The sequence below is a fragment of the Lysinibacillus sp. UGB7 genome (genome assembly GCF_049058285.1).
In the GTDB taxonomy this organism is placed as follows: domain Bacteria; phylum Bacillota; class Bacilli; order Bacillales_A; family Planococcaceae; genus Lysinibacillus; species Lysinibacillus sphaericus_B.
On sequence record NZ_JBMGUV010000001.1, the window covers coordinates 164179 to 182529 of the forward strand.

General features: G+C 33.1%; 30 protein-coding genes. 28 read left to right on the forward strand and 2 right to left on the reverse strand.

From position 1 onward, the window contains the following. Positions 1-18: 18 nt before the first annotated feature. Complete coding sequence (locus ACOMCU_RS01070; RefSeq protein WP_421049121.1) at positions 19-558, reverse strand: hypothetical protein; 540 nt, start codon at positions 556-558, stop codon at positions 19-21. 419 nt (positions 559-977) lie between these two features. Between ACOMCU_RS01070 and ACOMCU_RS01075 the strand changes: the two genes are divergently transcribed. The 4 genes from ACOMCU_RS01075 (at position 978) to ACOMCU_RS01090 (ending at position 4368) form a co-directional block, all read left to right on the forward strand. Next, the gene (locus ACOMCU_RS01075; protein ID WP_421049122.1) at positions 978-1436 is read left to right on the forward strand and encodes a macro domain-containing protein; all 459 of its coding nucleotides are present in this window, start codon (positions 978-980) and stop codon (positions 1434-1436) included. A gap of 110 nt (positions 1437-1546) precedes the next feature. Continuing rightward, on the forward strand, positions 1547-1972 hold the full coding sequence (locus ACOMCU_RS01080; protein WP_421049123.1) for a hypothetical protein: 426 nt from the start codon (positions 1547-1549) through the stop codon (positions 1970-1972). 61 nt (positions 1973-2033) lie between these two features. After that, the gene (locus ACOMCU_RS01085; RefSeq protein WP_421049124.1) at positions 2034-3323 is read left to right on the forward strand and encodes a glutathionylspermidine synthase family protein; all 1290 of its coding nucleotides are present in this window, start codon (positions 2034-2036) and stop codon (positions 3321-3323) included. 358 nt (positions 3324-3681) lie between these two features. After that, positions 3682-4368 (forward strand): hypothetical protein, encoded by a 687-nt coding sequence (locus ACOMCU_RS01090; RefSeq protein WP_421049125.1) that lies wholly within the window; start codon positions 3682-3684, stop codon positions 4366-4368. Between the two features lie 463 nt (positions 4369-4831). Here ACOMCU_RS01090 and ACOMCU_RS01095 read toward each other — a convergent pair whose 3' ends face one another. Further along, on the reverse strand, positions 4832-5110 hold the full coding sequence (locus ACOMCU_RS01095) for a hypothetical protein (protein WP_421049126.1): 279 nt from the start codon (positions 5108-5110) through the stop codon (positions 4832-4834). A 416-nt stretch (positions 5111-5526) separates the two neighbouring features. Between ACOMCU_RS01095 and ACOMCU_RS01100 the strand changes: the two genes are divergently transcribed. From ACOMCU_RS01100 to ACOMCU_RS01215, 24 genes are all read left to right on the forward strand, one after another. Beyond that, complete coding sequence (locus ACOMCU_RS01100; RefSeq protein ID WP_421049127.1) at positions 5527-5964, forward strand: hypothetical protein; 438 nt, start codon at positions 5527-5529, stop codon at positions 5962-5964. Beyond that, complete coding sequence (locus tag ACOMCU_RS01105) at positions 5948-6295, forward strand: hypothetical protein (protein WP_421049128.1); 348 nt, start codon at positions 5948-5950, stop codon at positions 6293-6295. The genes ACOMCU_RS01100 and ACOMCU_RS01105 overlap by 17 nt, the downstream gene beginning before the upstream one ends. A gap of 95 nt (positions 6296-6390) precedes the next feature. Then, positions 6391-6585, forward strand: coding sequence for a hypothetical protein (locus ACOMCU_RS01110; protein WP_421049129.1), 195 nt, complete (start codon positions 6391-6393; stop codon positions 6583-6585). Positions 6586-6618: 33 nt separating this feature from the next. Further along, positions 6619-6900: a hypothetical protein gene (locus ACOMCU_RS01115; protein ID WP_421049130.1), complete on the forward strand. Its 282-nt coding sequence runs from the start codon at positions 6619-6621 to the stop codon at positions 6898-6900. A 53-nt stretch (positions 6901-6953) separates the two neighbouring features. After that, positions 6954-7118, forward strand: coding sequence for a hypothetical protein (locus ACOMCU_RS01120; protein WP_421049131.1), 165 nt, complete (start codon positions 6954-6956; stop codon positions 7116-7118). Positions 7119-7190: 72 nt separating this feature from the next. After that, positions 7191-7520 (forward strand): hypothetical protein, encoded by a 330-nt coding sequence (locus ACOMCU_RS01125; RefSeq protein ID WP_421049132.1) that lies wholly within the window; start codon positions 7191-7193, stop codon positions 7518-7520. A gap of 260 nt (positions 7521-7780) precedes the next feature. Next, entirely contained in the window at positions 7781-8044 is a 264-nt protein-coding gene (locus ACOMCU_RS01130) for a hypothetical protein (RefSeq protein ID WP_421049133.1), read from the forward strand. Positions 8045-8103: 59 nt separating this feature from the next. Further along, positions 8104-8466, forward strand: a complete 363-nt coding sequence (locus ACOMCU_RS01135) for a hypothetical protein (protein WP_421049134.1) — start codon at positions 8104-8106, stop codon at positions 8464-8466. Positions 8467-8626: 160 nt separating this feature from the next. Beyond that, complete coding sequence (locus tag ACOMCU_RS01140) at positions 8627-8905, forward strand: hypothetical protein (protein WP_421049135.1); 279 nt, start codon at positions 8627-8629, stop codon at positions 8903-8905. Positions 8906-8973: 68 nt separating this feature from the next. Next, positions 8974-9252: a hypothetical protein gene (locus tag ACOMCU_RS01145; protein ID WP_421049136.1), complete on the forward strand. Its 279-nt coding sequence runs from the start codon at positions 8974-8976 to the stop codon at positions 9250-9252. Between the two features lie 52 nt (positions 9253-9304). Continuing rightward, on the forward strand, positions 9305-9565 hold the full coding sequence (locus ACOMCU_RS01150; protein ID WP_421049137.1) for a hypothetical protein: 261 nt from the start codon (positions 9305-9307) through the stop codon (positions 9563-9565). 29 nt (positions 9566-9594) lie between these two features. Continuing rightward, a complete protein-coding gene (locus tag ACOMCU_RS01155; protein ID WP_421049138.1) occupies positions 9595-9855 on the forward strand; it encodes a hypothetical protein in 261 nt (86 codons plus the stop codon). Positions 9856-9939: 84 nt separating this feature from the next. Beyond that, positions 9940-10302 (forward strand): hypothetical protein, encoded by a 363-nt coding sequence (locus ACOMCU_RS01160; RefSeq protein WP_421049139.1) that lies wholly within the window; start codon positions 9940-9942, stop codon positions 10300-10302. Between the two features lie 133 nt (positions 10303-10435). Next, positions 10436-11173, forward strand: coding sequence for a hypothetical protein (locus ACOMCU_RS01165; protein WP_421049140.1), 738 nt, complete (start codon positions 10436-10438; stop codon positions 11171-11173). Positions 11174-11347: 174 nt separating this feature from the next. Next, positions 11348-11773 (forward strand): hypothetical protein, encoded by a 426-nt coding sequence (locus ACOMCU_RS01170; protein WP_421049141.1) that lies wholly within the window; start codon positions 11348-11350, stop codon positions 11771-11773. A gap of 132 nt (positions 11774-11905) precedes the next feature. Beyond that, a complete protein-coding gene (locus ACOMCU_RS01175; RefSeq protein WP_421049142.1) occupies positions 11906-12313 on the forward strand; it encodes a hypothetical protein in 408 nt (135 codons plus the stop codon). Between the two features lie 222 nt (positions 12314-12535). Then, positions 12536-13009, forward strand: a complete 474-nt coding sequence (locus ACOMCU_RS01180; protein ID WP_421049143.1) for a hypothetical protein — start codon at positions 12536-12538, stop codon at positions 13007-13009. 143 nt (positions 13010-13152) lie between these two features. Next, complete coding sequence (locus tag ACOMCU_RS01185) at positions 13153-13956, forward strand: hypothetical protein (protein ID WP_421049144.1); 804 nt, start codon at positions 13153-13155, stop codon at positions 13954-13956. Between the two features lie 27 nt (positions 13957-13983). Further along, a complete protein-coding gene (locus ACOMCU_RS01190; protein ID WP_421049145.1) occupies positions 13984-14673 on the forward strand; it encodes a hypothetical protein in 690 nt (229 codons plus the stop codon). Positions 14674-14947: 274 nt separating this feature from the next. Beyond that, positions 14948-15556, forward strand: a complete 609-nt coding sequence (locus ACOMCU_RS01195) for a hypothetical protein (RefSeq protein ID WP_421049146.1) — start codon at positions 14948-14950, stop codon at positions 15554-15556. A 780-nt stretch (positions 15557-16336) separates the two neighbouring features. Further along, positions 16337-16774, forward strand: coding sequence for a hypothetical protein (locus tag ACOMCU_RS01200; RefSeq protein WP_421049147.1), 438 nt, complete (start codon positions 16337-16339; stop codon positions 16772-16774). Positions 16775-16792: 18 nt separating this feature from the next. After that, the gene (locus tag ACOMCU_RS01205; protein ID WP_421049148.1) at positions 16793-17176 is read left to right on the forward strand and encodes a hypothetical protein; all 384 of its coding nucleotides are present in this window, start codon (positions 16793-16795) and stop codon (positions 17174-17176) included. A gap of 113 nt (positions 17177-17289) precedes the next feature. Beyond that, positions 17290-17658 carry a hypothetical protein gene (locus tag ACOMCU_RS01210; RefSeq protein WP_421049149.1) on the forward strand — a complete coding sequence of 123 codons (369 nt, stop codon included), beginning with the start codon at positions 17290-17292 and terminating at the stop codon, positions 17656-17658. 35 nt (positions 17659-17693) lie between these two features. Next, entirely contained in the window at positions 17694-18269 is a 576-nt protein-coding gene (locus ACOMCU_RS01215) for a hypothetical protein (protein WP_421049150.1), read from the forward strand. Positions 18270-18351: the final 82 nt, after the last annotated feature.

Sequence of the window (18351 nt, forward strand, 5' to 3'; positions counted from 1 at the left end):
GAGCTCTTTATCTTATACTTATTTATTGATTTCTTGCATGTGTGAAGCAAGCTGTAATGCTTTACTCATTTCAGCTTCGTTTTTTTGCACAATTTCGCCATTAACGGTATAAGCTTCTATGAATAGATTTTTCATAGAATCATTGTAGTGTTCTGCAAAATCTACAAGTGGATCGTCAGCTGTATTGCTGACAATTGTTGCTTTGAATACATTTACTAGCACAACTTCATCATTATCGATGTTTTCAAGGTAAGTGCCAGCAGTAAATGCATTGATTAAATCAGCTGTAAATTGAATAGAATCCGCTTCAGATACTGCGTATTGCTCAGCATAAGCTACCATTAACTTAATGCGTTCAACACGAACATCGCCAGTAGTATCTTCTAATTCTTTAGCTGTCATTGTAGCAATCGTTTTAGCGGCTTCTTTATATGATAATTGTGAAACTCGCTCGATTGGTGTCGCTACTTTTTCTTCAGTTGTTGCCTCGATTATTTCCGTATTTACTTTTGATACTTTACTTTCCTCTCCATTACTGCACCCAAATAGTAAAGTCATTGATAAAACAGAAACTAACATTAAAGGTTTTTTAGTAAATATAATAATTCCTCCATTGTCTTACTTGTTTTTTTTGTCTGTTTTTTTCTTACTCTTTTTATATCTTACGCATCCAGCTGTTGTTGCAGCAGCAGCGGCTAGGCCAATACCTGCTAAAACCATAATTTTTTTCAATACAATCACTCCTTTTTTGTATAGTAACTCTTTATCCTATGTTCCTTTTAATGTACTGATAACAATTATTTCAATAAAATTGTAATGATATAAGTAATTCGAGTAGATAAGAAGAAACGCTATATAAGGCAGATGAAAATGCATGGTGATGAATATGAAAATAGGAGCATATAGTTTAGAAGTTTTTATAAAAAAGGTGAATGATTAAATAATTCATTGAATTGTGAAAGGAGATGTTATGCAACATGATTTATAAGGAGATTTTTGGATATTCTCTATTTGATTGCCGTACAGATTATGTATTAGCCCATTGTGTTAGTCGAGATTTTGAGATGGGAAAAGGCATTGCACTCGAATTTTCACGTAGAAATCCTCAAATGAAGGGTGTTATGAGAAATGTGAAAACTAGAAAAGTTGGAGATGCACTTACTTATTTTGGACCAAAGCATGTTGTGATCAACTTGATTACTAAGGAAAAATATAACGGAAAGCCTACTAGAGCAACGTTTAATCAGGCTGTTATTTCATTACGGAATGAAATGTTAGCAAGAGGTTTTTATAAGCTAGCTATTCCATTAATAGGCTCAGGATTAGACCGTTTAGATTGGTCTGAAACAAGAAAGGTGATTAAAGATGTCTTTCAAGACACACCAATTCAGATTTTTGTCATTGCTCGTTCAGAGGAAGCACTACATAGTGCCTAAAGTTGACGAAAATAGTTAAAAGTTATCAGATATTATACTTCTTTTGTTGAATCATTTGTCGAATAGACGCATAGAATGCAGAAACGATAATTTACTAAGGAGGCGATTTTATGTCAATCAAACGAAATATTAAACGAAAGAAAATGGTAACAATTACAGGCTTATCGGTACTAGCATTAACTTTAGCAGGTTGTGGTTCTAACGGAACAAATAATGCGTATGCCTCAGCTAAAAACTCTAGCTATGGAAAGGATTGTAAGCAATGGACACAATCTGAAGATGGTTCTGAAAAATGTACGGACAAAAGATCGAGATATTCAAATCAGCACTTCTTTAACGGAGCAATGTATAGTAGCCTTTCAAATATGCAACAAAGCTCAGATTATAAAACCAATAATCTTAAAACAGGTACAAGTAAAGTTAATCTAAACAAAAGTGGCTCTAGCTCTAGTTCATCTGCTGTAAAAGGCGGTTCTACAAGTACAGGGAAGTCAGGGTTTGGATCAGGTGGACGTGGAGGTAGCAGTGGCTCTTAATTCTAAGAGCCCTTTTTTATGATTAATAGTTTATAAACAAACATTCAAAGGAGCGTCAATCATGACAACATTTAATTTAGAAAAATACAATCAAGAACGTAAGGCATTTTTTGGTCAATATCCATATTTCTTTGCTAATTTTGAAGATCCAAATTATCCGTTGGAATACGCTTTGTTCGATACACATGAAATATCAATGAAGCAAGCGGTTGAGCTTTCGTATGCAACGGAAATGTTATGGAAAATTCATAAGAAAGCAACTGTTATGATTCTTGATCTAACGGATGAACAGCTTGAATTAATGGGCTTCCGTTCTGAAATATTGCCCTATATCCGATTAAACTACTTACAAAATCCGAGTATCTTAGGACGATTCGATTTTATCTGCACCGATAATGGACAGATTAAAATGATCGAGCTGAATGCCGATACACCATTTATGCTTTCAGAAACATTCGAGATGAATTATTTAGTATGTGAGCATTTTGGAAAAACAGATATGAATGATTTTGATGAACTTTCAATCGCTGTCAATACGGCAATAGAACATGCTGCAAAGTATTTGGGAAAACCTTTGTCAGATGTTCATTTGGTGACTACTAGCAAGGAAATTGATGTAGATTTTGAAGAATTTGCAAATGTGTACTTGCTACAAGAGGCAATTGATATGCCAGTACGTGCATCATTCGAGCCTATTCAGAATTTAATTATTTATGCTGAAGATAAAGGGGATATTAAGCGTGGGTTATACACGAATAATATGGAACGAATCGACATCTTGTATCGACCAGCACATCCATTAGAGTTTATCTTAGATGATGTATCAGCTGATGGTGAGCGAATTGGACTACAGCTATTGGATCTTGTGAAAGATAAGGAATTGGCAATTATTAATTCGCCAGCCGCATATATTCTGCAATCTAAAATGTTAATGTGGATGATTTGGATTGGGAAAGATAATGATGAATTATTTACAGAAGAAGAACAGCAGGTAATCAATAAATATATGCTGCCGACCTACATGGATGCAAATTATTTTACTGAAAATAATATTCCATATGTTAAAAAACCGATTTACGGAAGAGAAGGAAATTCAGTCGAAATTGTTGTTGATGCAGCAGGTAATAATGATAAGGCAAAAGAGCAACACTACTTAGACAATTATTTCTTGTATCAGCAATATGTTGAAATGCCTGATAAGCAAATTGTCCTAAAAGATGGATTTTATACAAAAAAACTATTAATGGGATCGTTTATTTCAAATAATAAGGCTATAGGATTAACAGCTCGTATTGGTTCGAAAATAACAGAATGGGATTCTCATTGGATGGCAGTTTCTATTGAAGTGTAATAAAATATAATACTTAATACCCTTGAGTGAAACAAGAATCAAGGGTATTTTTTGATTTCATCTCATTAAATAAATAATAAATAGATAAAAAGGTCATATTTTCATATGTATTAATCTTACAAAAATACATTTCAAAATAATTAAATTGTAACAGTATCTTATAAATAATAATTATCTAATATTAGAATATTTGTAACGTTAAAAACGTATATTACGCTGTTTAAACAGAGAAACGTGCAATTTTATATTTTTTTGCTACATAACTAAAAAACTTGTGCTTTGGAAATAATCGAATCTATGTGTAAAATATAACTAAAAATAGAAACTAAAAATAGTTTTCGGGGAAAGGTTGTTAGAAGTGCAGGAACAAGATTCGAACACATCATTAAATAGGAGGGCTGTAGGACGAAAAGATTCTTGGAGTAAAGAAGATGACGAGATATTGGTAAATTTAGTATTTAAACATATCGAATCAGGTAGTACGCAAACAAATGCATTTTTGGAAGCAGAAGTGAGATTGGGAAGAACCAAATCCGCATGTGGGTTTAGATGGAACAACAAGCTTCGCATTATTTATGACGAGCGTATTCGTGAAACAAAGATCAGTAAACGTTTAACAGCTAGAGCGAGAACGTTGCGATATGGCTCAAGAAGCACCTGGAGCTTAGAACAAGATAAAATAATATTACAATTTATCCTTGATGGGATTAATATGGGGAGAAAAATTAGAGATTCAATCCGATTGGCAGCCGCTCATTTAGATAAAAATGAGAATTCCTGTATGATTAGATGGACAAATGTGGTAAGACCTGATCATATATCGGAATATTTAGAAGCTAAGAAACGATATAAGGATTCTATGGTGTTATTTGGTAATTCATGGGACGAGAATAAGGTTGAGCGAGTTATACACAATCTTGAGTTGAAAATACATGAGCTTACTAAGGAAATTCGACATATGAAGGAGAACTATGTTGAAAAATGTGATTGTTTGAGATGTGAATTAAATTGTTTGAGTATCGTTCAGAAAAAAGATGAATTATAAACATAGTCAAACCCTTTTAAACATACACTTGTAAAAGGATTATTTTGTTTATTTTTTAGCGTTTTATATAGATTATACGACATTTTTTAGGAGCTGATAAAAAACGCAAATAAGCCATTAAGGAATGTTACATAAATCATCAAGAATACTGCTATGGAGTAAGTCTTGGAAATTTTGCTTCATTTATTACAAGAAATCTTAATTTGCTTTTTAATCAGCTTTGAAGTAAATGCAACGCTTAACACAAGAAATTCCTGAAGATTTTCTCAAAGAGTTTCGATTCGATTGAAAGTGGATTAATTGTATTAAAGTAAACAATAAAAGCAGCTTACTACGATTTAGTAGAGCCGCTTTTTTATTATGATTTTTTATTCATTTTCAGGGTTTTCTCGAATGCCTGAATCACCAAAAGCCTTTTCACCGATCTGTTTCATCCAATTCATCTACTTCAACAACAGGTGGCTTAGCTTGGAGCGATAACCATTTGAGCAATTTTGTCGTCTTTACGTATTAAAATTGTTCCTACTGGTACTTTTTCTTTATCGATTACTTCAATGACAGTGCCATCCAGTAGTAGTACCTGGTTTATTTTCTTCACTTCTAATAGTTGCTCACTCATATCGAACTGAATAGGTGCAATATTGTCAATCATAACGCCAATGGCTCCACGATACCCTTCATCAACTGTACCAAACTGAATTCGTATTTTTGTTTTCGATGTGATGCCACTTCGATTACGCAATTGAGCTTCGTGATCATTTGGTAGAGCAATGGCGATTCCTGTAGGGTTTACATTTGAAAAGATAAGTCAATCTGAATTGTTTACTTCTGAACATTCATATGATTTATTGCAAGATGCGATGGTGATATTATCTACAAACATTGTGCTTTTAGTTGTTTGGCTCGTATTTGACACAAATGCGAAAATCACAAGGAGAGTATGACGGAAAATAAATAAGCAATTTACTTTACTGTAAATTGCTTATTTATATGGTGCATTTTTTGGGCATCAACTAGGAATTTAATTTTTGATTTAAAAAGTTGTCGCAACTCATTCTAAATCAGAGAAGAAACGAATTGACATATAAAAATATAGAGGTTAATATTTAATTAAATAAAACGTCAAAGATAATTTACAGAAAAAAGGTGTGTTCTACTATGGAGCAAGATTTATCAAATGAGCAAATCGCTCAGATATTGCGAACAACCTTACGAGAGAGTGTTCGGCAGGGTTCGGCAGAAGATGAAAAGGTGACTTTTACTTTATTAGAAGATAATGCTGTTAATATGGGCGTTATCGTTAATCAACAAACAAAAGGTCCAGCTGGTGTAGTAATCGCTGATCCATCTAATGACAAGGTAGCTGTTTTAGAAATTCAAAGTGTATTAGAAGTTGTTAAATTTGCAACACCTGTATTGGTTGCATCAGAAATGTTATTAGAGACTGATGGCTCACTTGCTTCATTTACTGAATCAGAAAAAATTATTTTAGAGGCTGCTCAAGGGCTTTCTAAGCGATTAGAAGGTTTAGGAGTTTATCGTCCATCAAAAACTCAAAAGAAGAAGGAGGATTCTACTCATGCAAGCACCCATTAATGAAGCAATTACTACATTAGAAACAAATAAGGTATTTCATTTATCTCATGCTCAGCTGAAGCCAACCGTTCGATTAGGACGTAGTGAAGAAGTGAGTTTTCCATTCTCTTTAGGCTTTGTTTTACGAGATGAATTGGGAAATCCAATCGAATCAATTCATGCCGCATTTGGAACAGTGCAGGGTATTCAACGCTATTTAGAGCTTCTTTTTATGTTCTGTACGCAATTAAAGGATTCGGCATATTGGGAAACAGTAGAAGAAAGCGACAAAATGGTAATTGGTGAAGTGCTGGCGACACAACAATTATATGAAAAAAAAATGAAGCATTAGCTATCTAAAAAGGCTATTCGCAATATGTAGTGAAATCTAATGTTTAAAAATTATATTCTACTAAAATTATGTTTAGCAAGAAAGGGGAATAGAAAATGAATGACAATCAACTTATAGTGCTGAAATGGATGATTAAAACAGTCAATTTTCAAGACATGCTCATTGAATTGGATGGGGCATTTGAATCCGTACCAAATGAGGTTTGTGAAGCATACGAAAACATTAGTCAAAAAGAAAAAATAGAGGTAATCCATAAAGCTACAGGCATTTTGCTTAAAGAATTATTCTAAACAAAAATACTTAGTAAGAAAGAAGGTTGTTATATGGGATTGAATCGGATTAAGGGGGAATTTTCCAAGTGCTGTAAAACCACAACGCACCGTAGCCCCAAATTAGCAGGTTTTAAAAGTTATTGTGATAAATGCCGCAAAGAGTGCGAATTGATAGATTTACAGGCTCGTATTTTAGTCGAACAACGTAATGATAAAACTTTCAAAGTTACTAGTATGATTCCTCACCGAAAAATTATAAATGTATTAATTACAGGTGAAGGCGAGCCATTTGAAATTAGCTACTTAGAGCAGGAATGCGAATTATTCTACTAAGCACTTCGTCAATGATTGTAAGAAAAAAATGTTCAGTAAGGAAAGGTGATTACATGGGTGTAAAAATAGTTAGTTCAGAAGAAATGGATGAATGTACATGCGGTACTGGAACAGATAGAAAAATGGTGTGGATATTTGAAGGTGAAACAATTCATAAAGAGATGCCCTTTTGTCGCTCATGTGAAGAAGATTTGAAGTGTAGTATTAAAAATAAATAATAAAAACTACTGCACAATATGATAATTTTGCACACCGAAAACATATTGTTCATTAAAAAAGGAGAGAAATTAATGGTAACAGAAGAAATGCTTTTTAGTAAACAATTTAAATTTAAACACTTTTTATTAGAGGTGTTAGAAAAAGATGAAAAGAAAAATGTATTAGTTTTTGCAGCAAATGTTGTAACAGCTACATTACCAGGACAAGGTATGAGTGCTGGACATATCGAAATCAACCGCACTTTATGGAATCAAGATTCTCCAAAACGACCTGAAGGTTATTGGGTACTAGGGAGTCCTGAACAAAATGGAATTATGAAAAGTGTCTTTGTATCAGATGAATGGTTAGAAAATACGCCAAAAGATATTCAAAATCAAAAACGTGCTGAATGGGGAGTATAAGTAAGCTTTGCTGAACACTTCAAACATATTGCACACTGGAACAATTTTGTGAAATAGTGGGGTGTAAAAATGAAAACAAGCATTGAAGAGTTATTGTATCACAAACATTACTTTATTGATTCTGGACGCATGCATCCGACAATGGAATTGGTATTTTTTTGTGTATTAGTTTAATTCAATATTACTTCGAAACTGCTGAATACTTTGAAGATATTGCACACTGGAAAGAAAATGTGCAGTAAGAAAGGTGGAGTAATTTCTTGAAAGAGGGACTTTATTGTCGAGATAAACGAACAAATGAAATTCTTCTTTTTTACTTCTTTACTCGTAGTTGTCATATGTTTATAAATCAAAATAATGTCTGCATTGACAGACCTAAATACAATGTTTATCAAAGAGTGACGGATAAAAAAGTAATTCAGGAATTTGAAGAATTAAGAAAAGTGAAACCAAGAAAAAATGTGCGAGAAAAACCTATCCATAACTGGGATGAAGTGATAAATTTCAACACCATTTATTATTGAAAGGTGGTATGTCTAATCTTTAATCTAGATAAAAATTGTTTAGTAAAGGAGGGTGTGTATTGGCTAAAAAGAAATTACCGTATCCGTTACAAGGACACTTTTCCCTTGTGAAGAACGATATGAAAAAGAAATATAAACACCAGCCAAACACATTAAATACAGATGAGGGTTGGTATGAGAATGTCATTTTAAATGCAGATAACTTTTTCGATTATCTTTATAGCCCTTCTTTCGTTTATGGCGATTTAAAGGTTATGTTTGACTATATAAGTCCAAGTTTAACCCTTGCTAATTTTAGGGGTGTAAGAGAGAAATATGGTGAACTGCACCGTTATCATATCGTTATGGAATATGTATTATTACCTTTATACGAACGGGCTTATGCAAAAGCAGTGAAAGAATTATCATTCACCGCTTACTAAGCAATTCGTAAGTGTTACTGAACAATTTGAAGAAAATGTTCAGTAATGGAATGACGTTGATAGATTACTTAGCAGGAAGTGATAAAATGTTAATTTTTGGCGTTGTACTTTTGGTAATAGGGATTCAATTGATTTTGCTGAAATGGTGAGTACTGAACAATTGAAAGAAAATGTACAGAAAAGGATGATGAAAATGCATATAGAATTGACCCGGACAACAGGAACAATATTGAAGATTAACGTATTATCAATAGATGCAGTAGAAAGTGATGGCAATGGGGGATTTTTTTCTTCTAAAAACACGTCAATTTCAATAGGTTCTTCAACTTTTTATGTAATTGAAAGTTATAGTGAAGTATCTACAAAAATTGATGAAGCATTAGCAAAAATTCCTACAGAACTTGTGGTCGCTAAATATAAAAATAACCAAATTTTATAATCGTTTTACTGAACGATATGAGTATATTGCACAGTGGAAAGAAAAAGTACAGGAAGGGAATAGAGTAGATGGAAAGATATAAAGATCTAGATACTTACCAAACTATATTGGCTATTAAACAATTAGCTCAATGGTCTAACGATAAATTGCTTATTTCAGCAGATGAATATGATTTTTTATGCGAGGTAACAGGTCGAGAAAATGAATTAAGAGGTTTTGGTGACGACTATAAACAGTTTGCTCCAGGAGAATTCTACAAAATCATTGAAGAAGCTAAAAAAGAGACATTACGTGAAAATGCAAGAAAAGGAGAAAATCGTGAAGAAGAAATTCATAGTTATTACTAATGATGGTCCGATGGTCCTTTGAAAGAAAGTGTGTAGAAAGGGTGAAAAGACAATGAGTAACATCGAGGGACTTAAACCATGTCCGTTTTGTGGAGGCAAAGCTCAGCTTGCTATTAATGATGATGAAGGAAATCTACGTGATGAAGAATATGAGAAAAATCCTCGGTCAGGGCTATCGTTTAAAATACGACACGCTCACGAAGAAAATGAAGGCTGTCCAATTGCCACGTATGATGAAGATGACGCAACAATGGGTGTATATCTTTATGAAAGTAGAGATGAAGCATTGCAAGCTTGGAATTTACGCAAGTGATAAATATTGTTCATTGATGGGGTGGAATATTGAAAGGTCATTTTTGTGAATGTGGCAACAAATTAAAATTAATCGAATTAAAAACATATGAACAAATTTCTGAAATCAAAAATAATGGAACTTTATCTAAACGTAAAAGAAAACCTTATTTATCACATAACCAACTTGCTGATAGTACAGGCGATAATTCATACCTTGAATGTTGGATATGTGAAGCAAAGTACGAATTTTTAGGAGTAAATGAAGGTGGTAAAGTCGTAAAAGGCGAGAAATTTTACTGCACATTCTGAGAAAATTATCTAGTAAAGAAAAATGTAAAATGAGAGCATTCCGCCATTTATAGTGAATGCCCTCAAAAAATAAGGAGTGATACTATGCAACAGGCAACGAAATTTTTTGAACATTTTCATGTAGGTTTAAATGAAGTCTTAGCTGCATCAGAAGAAATTAAAGCTTGGTTTGTGGGTGTAGATACAACAAATATTACGGAACTGGAAGCGAAGCAACATTTATTAGCCTATCATGCTGCTTCTCCAACAAAGGATGATGAAAGGCTGAATGAAAATGAAGGACATTTATGGTTTGAATCAAAGGATCATTTGGCTTTAGCATGGTCTTACTGGCACGAATCAAAAGATTATGCCTTCATGATTAACGGCTACTACTTCGATGATACACAAGCATTGCAGGAGGCATTTGCTAACAAACCAGGATGGAAAATCATTCCTTACGTATAAATATTTCAATATTGTCTAATGGGGTGGTTCTGACATAGTTCAGAGCCGCCTTTTTGATTATTGAAAGAGAAAGGAGCATAGCATGGTGTATATCCAAAGCGGATAAATATCAAGAAGAAGAGGGGGTTATAATGTGGATAAACAAGAAATTGAAGGCATTTATAAACACATCATCCAGGATGTATTATTGCCCAATAAAAATATACATTTGATCAACTTAGAAGAGTATAGTGAAAATCGTGTGTATGCAGTAAGCGACAAGGGGTATCAGTTAAGAGTTTATATTGAATCGGCTTATGATTTAGCAAACTTAATGAAGCCTGTATTTGCAGCAATGCAACTAATCAGTGCGTTAAATACAGGTGAAAAAGTATATCGTCAACTTAATGATCATGAACTAGCTTTTGTGCTGGAAATGCAATCTATTGAACAAGTTTTGATACAAGATGGGTGGTTATTGAAAGAAAATTATTATGATGAAGAAGGGATTTTGAAGGCAAAGTATGGTGGTCGCATTGAAAAACTTCAAAATAAGCAGAGGACAACACCCGCCATTGTAGATAAATCATCATCTGAAAAGGTACTTCATATATCTTCTGAAAAAGCTTCATCAATCGTCTTATATGACACGTATGAGGGGAAAAAGTTGCCTATAGGCATCGGCTTTGTAGTAATAGACGATGCAGGAGAAGAATTATTTGTGATTTTTAGTTTCCATACATTCAATGGGTTATTCAACTATTTATCATCTATGATTCACATTACATCTCCATCTGACCTAAACGCTCAACATGCCGAAATAGCCGTTGCTCAAGAGTTATTACGAGTGAATGAATTCTTGAAGAAGGCTGGAGTGATAGAAGAAAAATAGGTAATAAGCTAATTACAACGCTTTGCTAAAAAATGCAGGGCGTTTTTTTATTTCCATTGTAAAAATAAACTATAGTTCAATCAACAAAAACGGTTGACTATATGTAATTCTTTTGTTAAATTATGCATATAGTCAACGTGAAATTTAATTAACTATAAGAAAAGAGGATTATTTATGACAAATGAACAAAATGTATCAGGTATCGAAAATGCGAAAGAATTTTCCGAAGAGATGACTAAAATTCGTGAAGTGATACGTAGTGGAACTATCGAGCTGACGAATGACCATTTTTCAACAGGTTTCGTATTGCTAGATCATCCTTCAACTCAAATTCATATGGCTACTCCTTTAGGACAAGGCTTGACAAACTGTATTCTATTTTCAGACGAAAATACAGAAAAACAGATGGCAATTCAATTAAACTCAACAAGTGCAGTTGTTAAATATTTAATCCCATTGTTTATTGTAGCTGAAATGGTAAAAAAAATGATGGAAACAGGTGAGGGGAATTTCAGTCCTTATGAAATCGGTTTAATTGACAAGCTGCTAGAGATGAAACTGCGACTTGTTGAAAAAGATGTGTTAAGCCTTACACTCTAAAGAAATAGCTGAAAATCTTACGCCTAAGGAGGCAGAAGAAGTAAATGTCGAAAAAGAAGAAGCGTAACCGTAGGAAGTAATAACAATGGGCAAATAATACAAATATTATCAATCGCATTGGAGGCGTAATTAATGACAGAACAAACGAATGTAAATCAATCACAGGTTGAATCAGAAGAATTCACTACAGAAGTAACTGAAACAGGGTTTTTACTGGATCTAGGCAATGAAACGGCAAATTCTTATATCCACACAGGTATGATAAACGATGTTGAAGTACCAATTGCTATCAGAATTGAAAATGTCGATGAAAAATTAGGTAAGTATTCTCAAGTTGTTGGATTTTCAAGCATTTCTGGTATGGGCATGTATTTATATGGATTAGTGGAGCTAGAACAAGAATTTAAAGATAAAGGTGTATTGGACCAATTATCAGAAGAAGAGCGAGAAATATTAAGCATTGCGTTCTCCGCTAATGATTATTTGAAAGATGCTGGTGTCGTAAGCAACAACACTGCCGATACAGCCGAAGCTAAATAAAGCGATAAAAACCTCCTTATGTAGTTAGTTACGTAAGGGTTTTTTTTATAGACATTATCTGAGAATAAAGTCTTATTTCTCAAAACCTTCTTAATTTAGTTGTTTCTAGTGCAATTCCTGCATATAGTGCAGGAGATTTAATTAAATTAGGATGTTTAGTTAAAACGATTTGAATAGGAAAAGATTTTATTTAGGAATGAACTTATAAGGAGTGGATTTAGAATGGTGATTAATGGTTTATTAACGAAAAAGGCTTTATTTGACACATTTAGACTTTCAACTTTACATGTAGATGCATGTAGTGAATTAGAAGATTGGATCGAAAATAAATTGAGAAATTCTTTATATGAAAGCTATGTAGGATTTATTGATTTATTTGGTGTAAATAAAGCTGAACAAAAGTCTGTATTTGAAGAAGGATATGTTAGCTCATATCTTAGTTTTGTTTCAGTACGTAAGCAAAATGTGATTAACTCAGGTGAATTAGAGCACGCTGAAATTATTGAGTATTTAGAACAAGAAGAATCGTTATCTAGCCGCTATCGCAATTTCTTAATGAAATATGAGGTAAATGCTGCTAAACGAAATGAGCAAGTCGTTTACTTAAATAAGCCGTTTTGGAGAATGGCTTTACATGGAACAGCGATTGCCAGCTTGATAGTTGTAGCGACAACGTTCATCCTTTCAAATTATTAGGCTTCAAACCAAAGCAATCTGTGAGACGCAGGTTGCTTTTTTTATTGCAATTTTAACTATATGTCATTTTTGCATATCGTTTACTATATGTAATTTTAGTGATATTATTATATATATGAACATTGAGTAAAGGAGTTGAAAATATGAATGAGAAAATGCATGTGGATTTAATAAAATGTTACGCCTTAGTTGATCAGGTAACCTTATTTGAAAAAGTTATAGAGGATAAATTGGCAGCTGCTGAATTGTTAAATGCTTTTTATGCAATTGAAAAAAAATATGAGACACCGTTGTTGATTTTATATTTGAATCAAATTGATTATTATGCATGTGAAAGAATTTTAGCCGCCATTGCCAATAAATTAGAAGATTACTTCCGTCAGGCATTGAATCATTCGGGCTTAATCATAAGATCTGAACAAGCTCAAAGACTACTTTTCTCAATTACAGACAAGCATAGCAATAGAAAAATCATTCGCTTCTCGATGACTGAAAAGAAATTCGCAATCACGCATACGTATCCGAAAAATCAAGCCGATTACGATGCAAAAAAAGAACGTTGCTCAAATGATCATCTACAAAAGGAAAACTACTACAATGACAGCATTGATTATTTGAAAAAGTGGATTCGAGATTATGAGGAAACGCCATATAATCATTTTTCAGAAGTAAAAAGAACATATAAAAAGTTAGGTACACTTGCTGCTGTAAAAACATTTTTTCGTAAAGAACGAACTTTTGCTAATAACGTAGAGCAATATGAATCAAACAATCGTTTACTTGAGATCATGGTGGAGCGTTTGGCTAATTTACTGGCAGAACAAAACTTAATAACCGATTTAGACAACGACTTCAAGTTCATTCAAAACTTACGCCCAGGGATTAATAAATCATTTTTTTTGCATGGATATGAAGAAGTCGATTATAAGAAAATGTACAAAAACTAACAATTATAATTCTAGGAGGAATATAAAATGCAAAATCAAAATGTAACAAAGGGTATCGTGATAGAGGCAATCAGAAAGTCAAACAGTTTTAATATGCTTGTGCATAACTTAATTGTATTGGAGAATCAATTCAAAGCGGTAAGTCAATTATTAGAAGATGCTACCGAAGATGGACAAATCTTAATTGGACATGCAATATCGAGCCAAATTGAATCGTTTTTAAGACGAGAAATTGAGCAAAAAATTGTTGTAGAACTAATCAATTTAGATAAATTAACCTTTTCTATTTCATTGCGTTTGGAAGCAACGAAAATTTGGGGTAATATTTTAAACTTTTCAATCTTACCTACATTCGAGTATTCATTCAGTAATGAAATTATGGATGCTTCAAAGGATGCAGAAAGCTATATCAATGAATTAGCTGTTGAGATGGAAGATTTAAAGAAACATTTTAATCTTTTGACTGCTAAGAGCGTAATGGGTGGCTTTAAAGCAAAATGGTTTTCAATTTTACAACCAAATAAGAAAGATCAGTATAAATCCGAAGTTCAACAGTTGGATCAAAAAATCGAGAAAGTGCGTGCAGAATATGTAGCAATCAGTAGCCTATACGAACGAGATAGACGATTCAAAGATGAAATTGGTTCATTCATGCGTGAGGTAAAAGCAATGTTTTCACATGCTAAACATGTTAATGAACTAATTGAGCAAATTTAAATGTATAGATATATACATGCTACGTCTAAAAAAGGCGTAGCTTTTTATTTGCACTTATTTTGCAAGTTAGGTTCTAAACCATGAGAAAGTTAGGCTTTTCTAGTATTTTGCCGTTGCATTTGCTTTGAAATACGTTATAATAAATATAATAACGTAAATTATAATTTACTTAAATTATATGACAAATATATATTATTTTATTTATATTCACATATTCGTCATTTGAGATGGCACATTCAAATAAACTATTTAAAACCGAGGGAGCGTAATTATTATGAATTTATTAGCAACAAGCAGAAAAAATAACTTAGCAATTAACTATGATGCAATGGCTGCATTAATGATCGATGAAAAAGTGATCAAAACGTTTAAAGACGTAGAAGCTGCTGTAAAGCCTTATCATTTGGTGGGGATTGACGCAAAAGTATTTATTGCAGATATTAAAAAAATTCATACTGCAAACAAGGGTGACAAGAAAGCATTGAAGTCGGCTGTAGCTCAACTTTTAAAACGATGCGTAATTCTGAAAGAAGAAGATTATCCTGAATTCCGTAACGACAATGAATTAAATGGCATGATCTTTAACTTACAAAATTCATTTGCTAATAAAGAACTTATGGTGGAGGAAGTAAATGCTTTCCTAAATCTTGAAAGCACAATTTATCGTATTCGACACGAAGACGGCAATTTGACTGGATTTGTTGTTGGCGTACAAGAGATCCTGGCAGCTCATGAATATTATGAAGAGCAAGTCAATGACATTAAAAAGCTTTTCCATACACATTTCGAATTAATTCCAGCTGCTAATGAGCAGGAAGTAACAGAAAAAGCGATTCGTACATTTAGCGTATGGCGTACTAAGCAAAGCCAATCAAAAAAATAAGATATTCCTATGAGATAAGCGATTGTTATACTTTACAAAGTGTTTTACAAAATTGCGAAATAAAATTTGAGGAGTTTAGTAACTAACTAATAACTGAAAAGGAATTTTTTTTAATAGGACTATTTAACAAAAAATAAGAAAGAATTGAATAACGACTCGGAAACCTCGGCTACTACTTTGTGGGACGCCAGGAGAAACAAAAGTGATGATTAATGCATTTAGATAAGTTTTTTGGTTAGAAAAACATATACATTGCTGCATGAAAAGAGGGTTTATTACAATAAACATGAAATTGATGTATAGGTAAGTTAATAACGATAAGGGTAGGTGCTTACTCCATGCAAACGGACAAGTTTGGAACGTTTTTATTTATTAGTGGGATAGTTATAATCGTACTAATTCTCGCAGCTTTTGCATATGGGTTTCATGTTTTAGTCCATATGTAGATGTTGTACATTAGAAAGTAATGAACAAATATATGTTCATGGGATTTATTACAGAATCACTTGTATGGTATGTATGGTGTATCGTACTTTCTGTGTGAACGATATTTACAATATTAGGTGTACCAAGTTGGCGAATGAAAGAGTGAAGAGAACAAACAAGGCTACCGAAAATGGACAACGTTAAACATATTAGGTGACGAACGTCTGTTTTATGCAAAGAAGATTTTCTCTGTTTGGTCTAAATTACACAACTATCGCTATTTTCCTTTAAGAGATTTATTTAACCTTTTCGTCAATGGTTGAAAGAAAAAGAACATATAAAGGAGGAATTGGAGTGACTATACAAATAAATGATTGGGGCTTACTACAGCGTGCCGAACAAGCAGGTTTAGTTTCATCTATGACTGGATTAGTGGAACGTATTAGAACGCCTTTAAACAATGAATTGAGCAGTTATTTTAGAGAGCGTTTGCCGAAGTATGAATGGCTTTTGGAAGATGATGAAGCAGATAATAATATTGACGCTGTAAATTCCTATTTACATGAGCAAGGTATTGAAAAAGAACTATGTATGCCTCATTGCTCAGGGACAAATATCTTCTTAATTTCACTCACTGATAATTTACAAGTGAAATTTGAAGCTACTGATGTTTATGAAGGTAATGGCGAATATAGTAAATATACGTCTGTAGATTTCTTTGTTATTAATAAATCGACAACTACAGCAGATGTAGATCAATTAATTGCGTTTGTGAAAGAAATATTAGGATAGGGAAAGGTAAGTGTATACATGCTAACAAATAACGAAAAATTGGTTATTTTGTGCTTAAAAGGTCATTTTAGCAAATATGAGAATCCTCTAATAGTTATCATGGCTGAAATTTACTTACTGGAGCACAAAGATGTAACAAAACGCCTTATTCAAAGTAACTTAGCTAATTTATTTAAAAAGCTTTATCGATTAAAAGCGATTGAAATGAATTATGAAGAATCCGTAGAGTGGCTACTGGAGGAAATGATGGATATTGGTTCTCGACCACTAGCAAGTCAAAGTATTTATAATTGGCTGTATTTTAAAGTCCAACATTGTAAGCCTCAACAATTAGATTTGAACAATGTAGATCGTTTAATTGAAGCTAAAATGAAGTTGAAAGAAAATGTTTCAACAAATTAATACGATGACACAATTAATGATCAGTTAATAGATTCTTTAGAATATGGAAATGACAATTCTATAGGGCTAATTAAATTCTTAAAAGCATATTAAATTAGGAAAGGAGTGGTTTTTTGAGTAGAAATAAGGTAAAAATTAAGTTTCGTAAAGTACGTAAATCCTTCCGAAAGGATTTACGAGCAAAATGTGATGTAGATCCTGCATTTCGAACAGCTTGCATATTAGCATATCGTTCATTTGCCCATCATCACCACATTACAAAAATGTGGAATCTTATGGTTAAGCATCCAGCTTATCGAGAAGAATATAATCAATTTGGTGGGGAAATGTTGGCAGGTGGGGAAAGTGCGTGGACGACATTGTATTCTGCATCACCTAAATTGTTCAAAAAATATCAATACAAGTTCCCTGAATGTTACGCAATGGGTGATATGTTGGGGGCAGCATTAGCTAGTCGATATGCTGCAAAGAAGGCAGCTTAAATACAACTAAACATACAGAAATGAGGAATGTTATTATGCAAACATTGGACGCACCTTTATACGAAGTAGACCAGGAAAGTATATTTTATAAACATTCATTAGAAAAACGTGACTATCATGAGAAACTATCCATGGTCATTGGGGAAATTGCCGAGGCATATGGCTTCAATGGGAATGATTTTCGCTATTACGGTCCATATAAATTTGGTTTCTTAGGTTCAAGTGACGCATACGATTTAACGCAGGAGCATTTAGTAAAAAATGAAGATCGAAATGGTGTATATGCTTTCAGAAAAAGTTCAAAACCATACAAAGATATTAGTGCTCGCTTATTAAGCGTACCTGAAATCAACTTTAATCCGTTTGAGGTACATGATGTTTTTGGCTCAAATAATTTGATTGCTTCACAATGGGTAGGAGATCGTTTATTCTACGGAGTAAAAGATGCTTCACAAACGGAAGATGTTGTAGCAAAACGTGCTGCAAGTGCAAAAGAACATGGCAAAACATATGTAGAGCCTGTTGTAAAAATTGATCATAAAGATTATTTAAAACTAATTATCGCTGCATTAGAAGAAAAAGAAGAAGAAAAGTCGGCTGTAGCTTCATAGAAATATCCGTAAAGCGTCTATAAATGACGCTTTTTTTTAATAAAAAAGGCATCTGTATAAGAAACAGATACCTTCATTGCGT

Bases quoted from the DNA above. Each gene is read 5' to 3' on its own strand.
- ACOMCU_RS01070 (WP_421049121.1), bottom strand. From the start codon at position 558: ATGACTTTACTATTTGGGTGCAGTAATGGAGAGGAAAGTAAAGTATCA.
- ACOMCU_RS01075 (WP_421049122.1), top strand. From the start codon at position 978: ATGATTTATAAGGAGATTTTTGGATATTCTCTATTTGATTGCCGTACA.
- ACOMCU_RS01080 (WP_421049123.1), top strand. From the start codon at position 1,547: ATGTCAATCAAACGAAATATTAAACGAAAGAAAATGGTAACAATTACA.
- ACOMCU_RS01085 (WP_421049124.1), top strand. From the start codon at position 2,034: ATGACAACATTTAATTTAGAAAAATACAATCAAGAACGTAAGGCATTT.
- ACOMCU_RS01100 (WP_421049127.1), top strand. From the start codon at position 5,527: ATGGAGCAAGATTTATCAAATGAGCAAATCGCTCAGATATTGCGAACA.
- ACOMCU_RS01105 (WP_421049128.1), top strand. From the start codon at position 5,948: ATGCAAGCACCCATTAATGAAGCAATTACTACATTAGAAACAAATAAG.
- ACOMCU_RS01110 (WP_421049129.1), top strand. From the start codon at position 6,391: ATGAATGACAATCAACTTATAGTGCTGAAATGGATGATTAAAACAGTC.
- ACOMCU_RS01115 (WP_421049130.1), top strand. From the start codon at position 6,619: ATGGGATTGAATCGGATTAAGGGGGAATTTTCCAAGTGCTGTAAAACC.
- ACOMCU_RS01120 (WP_421049131.1), top strand. From the start codon at position 6,954: ATGGGTGTAAAAATAGTTAGTTCAGAAGAAATGGATGAATGTACATGC.
- ACOMCU_RS01125 (WP_421049132.1), top strand. From the start codon at position 7,191: ATGGTAACAGAAGAAATGCTTTTTAGTAAACAATTTAAATTTAAACAC.
- ACOMCU_RS01145 (WP_421049136.1), top strand. From the start codon at position 8,974: ATGGAAAGATATAAAGATCTAGATACTTACCAAACTATATTGGCTATT.
- ACOMCU_RS01150 (WP_421049137.1), top strand. From the start codon at position 9,305: ATGAGTAACATCGAGGGACTTAAACCATGTCCGTTTTGTGGAGGCAAA.
- ACOMCU_RS01160 (WP_421049139.1), top strand. From the start codon at position 9,940: ATGCAACAGGCAACGAAATTTTTTGAACATTTTCATGTAGGTTTAAAT.
- ACOMCU_RS01170 (WP_421049141.1), top strand. From the start codon at position 11,348: ATGACAAATGAACAAAATGTATCAGGTATCGAAAATGCGAAAGAATTT.
- ACOMCU_RS01175 (WP_421049142.1), top strand. From the start codon at position 11,906: ATGACAGAACAAACGAATGTAAATCAATCACAGGTTGAATCAGAAGAA.
- ACOMCU_RS01180 (WP_421049143.1), top strand. From the start codon at position 12,536: ATGGTGATTAATGGTTTATTAACGAAAAAGGCTTTATTTGACACATTT.
- ACOMCU_RS01185 (WP_421049144.1), top strand. From the start codon at position 13,153: ATGAATGAGAAAATGCATGTGGATTTAATAAAATGTTACGCCTTAGTT.
- ACOMCU_RS01190 (WP_421049145.1), top strand. From the start codon at position 13,984: ATGCAAAATCAAAATGTAACAAAGGGTATCGTGATAGAGGCAATCAGA.
- ACOMCU_RS01195 (WP_421049146.1), top strand. From the start codon at position 14,948: ATGAATTTATTAGCAACAAGCAGAAAAAATAACTTAGCAATTAACTAT.
- ACOMCU_RS01205 (WP_421049148.1), top strand. From the start codon at position 16,793: ATGCTAACAAATAACGAAAAATTGGTTATTTTGTGCTTAAAAGGTCAT.
- ACOMCU_RS01215 (WP_421049150.1), top strand. From the start codon at position 17,694: ATGCAAACATTGGACGCACCTTTATACGAAGTAGACCAGGAAAGTATA.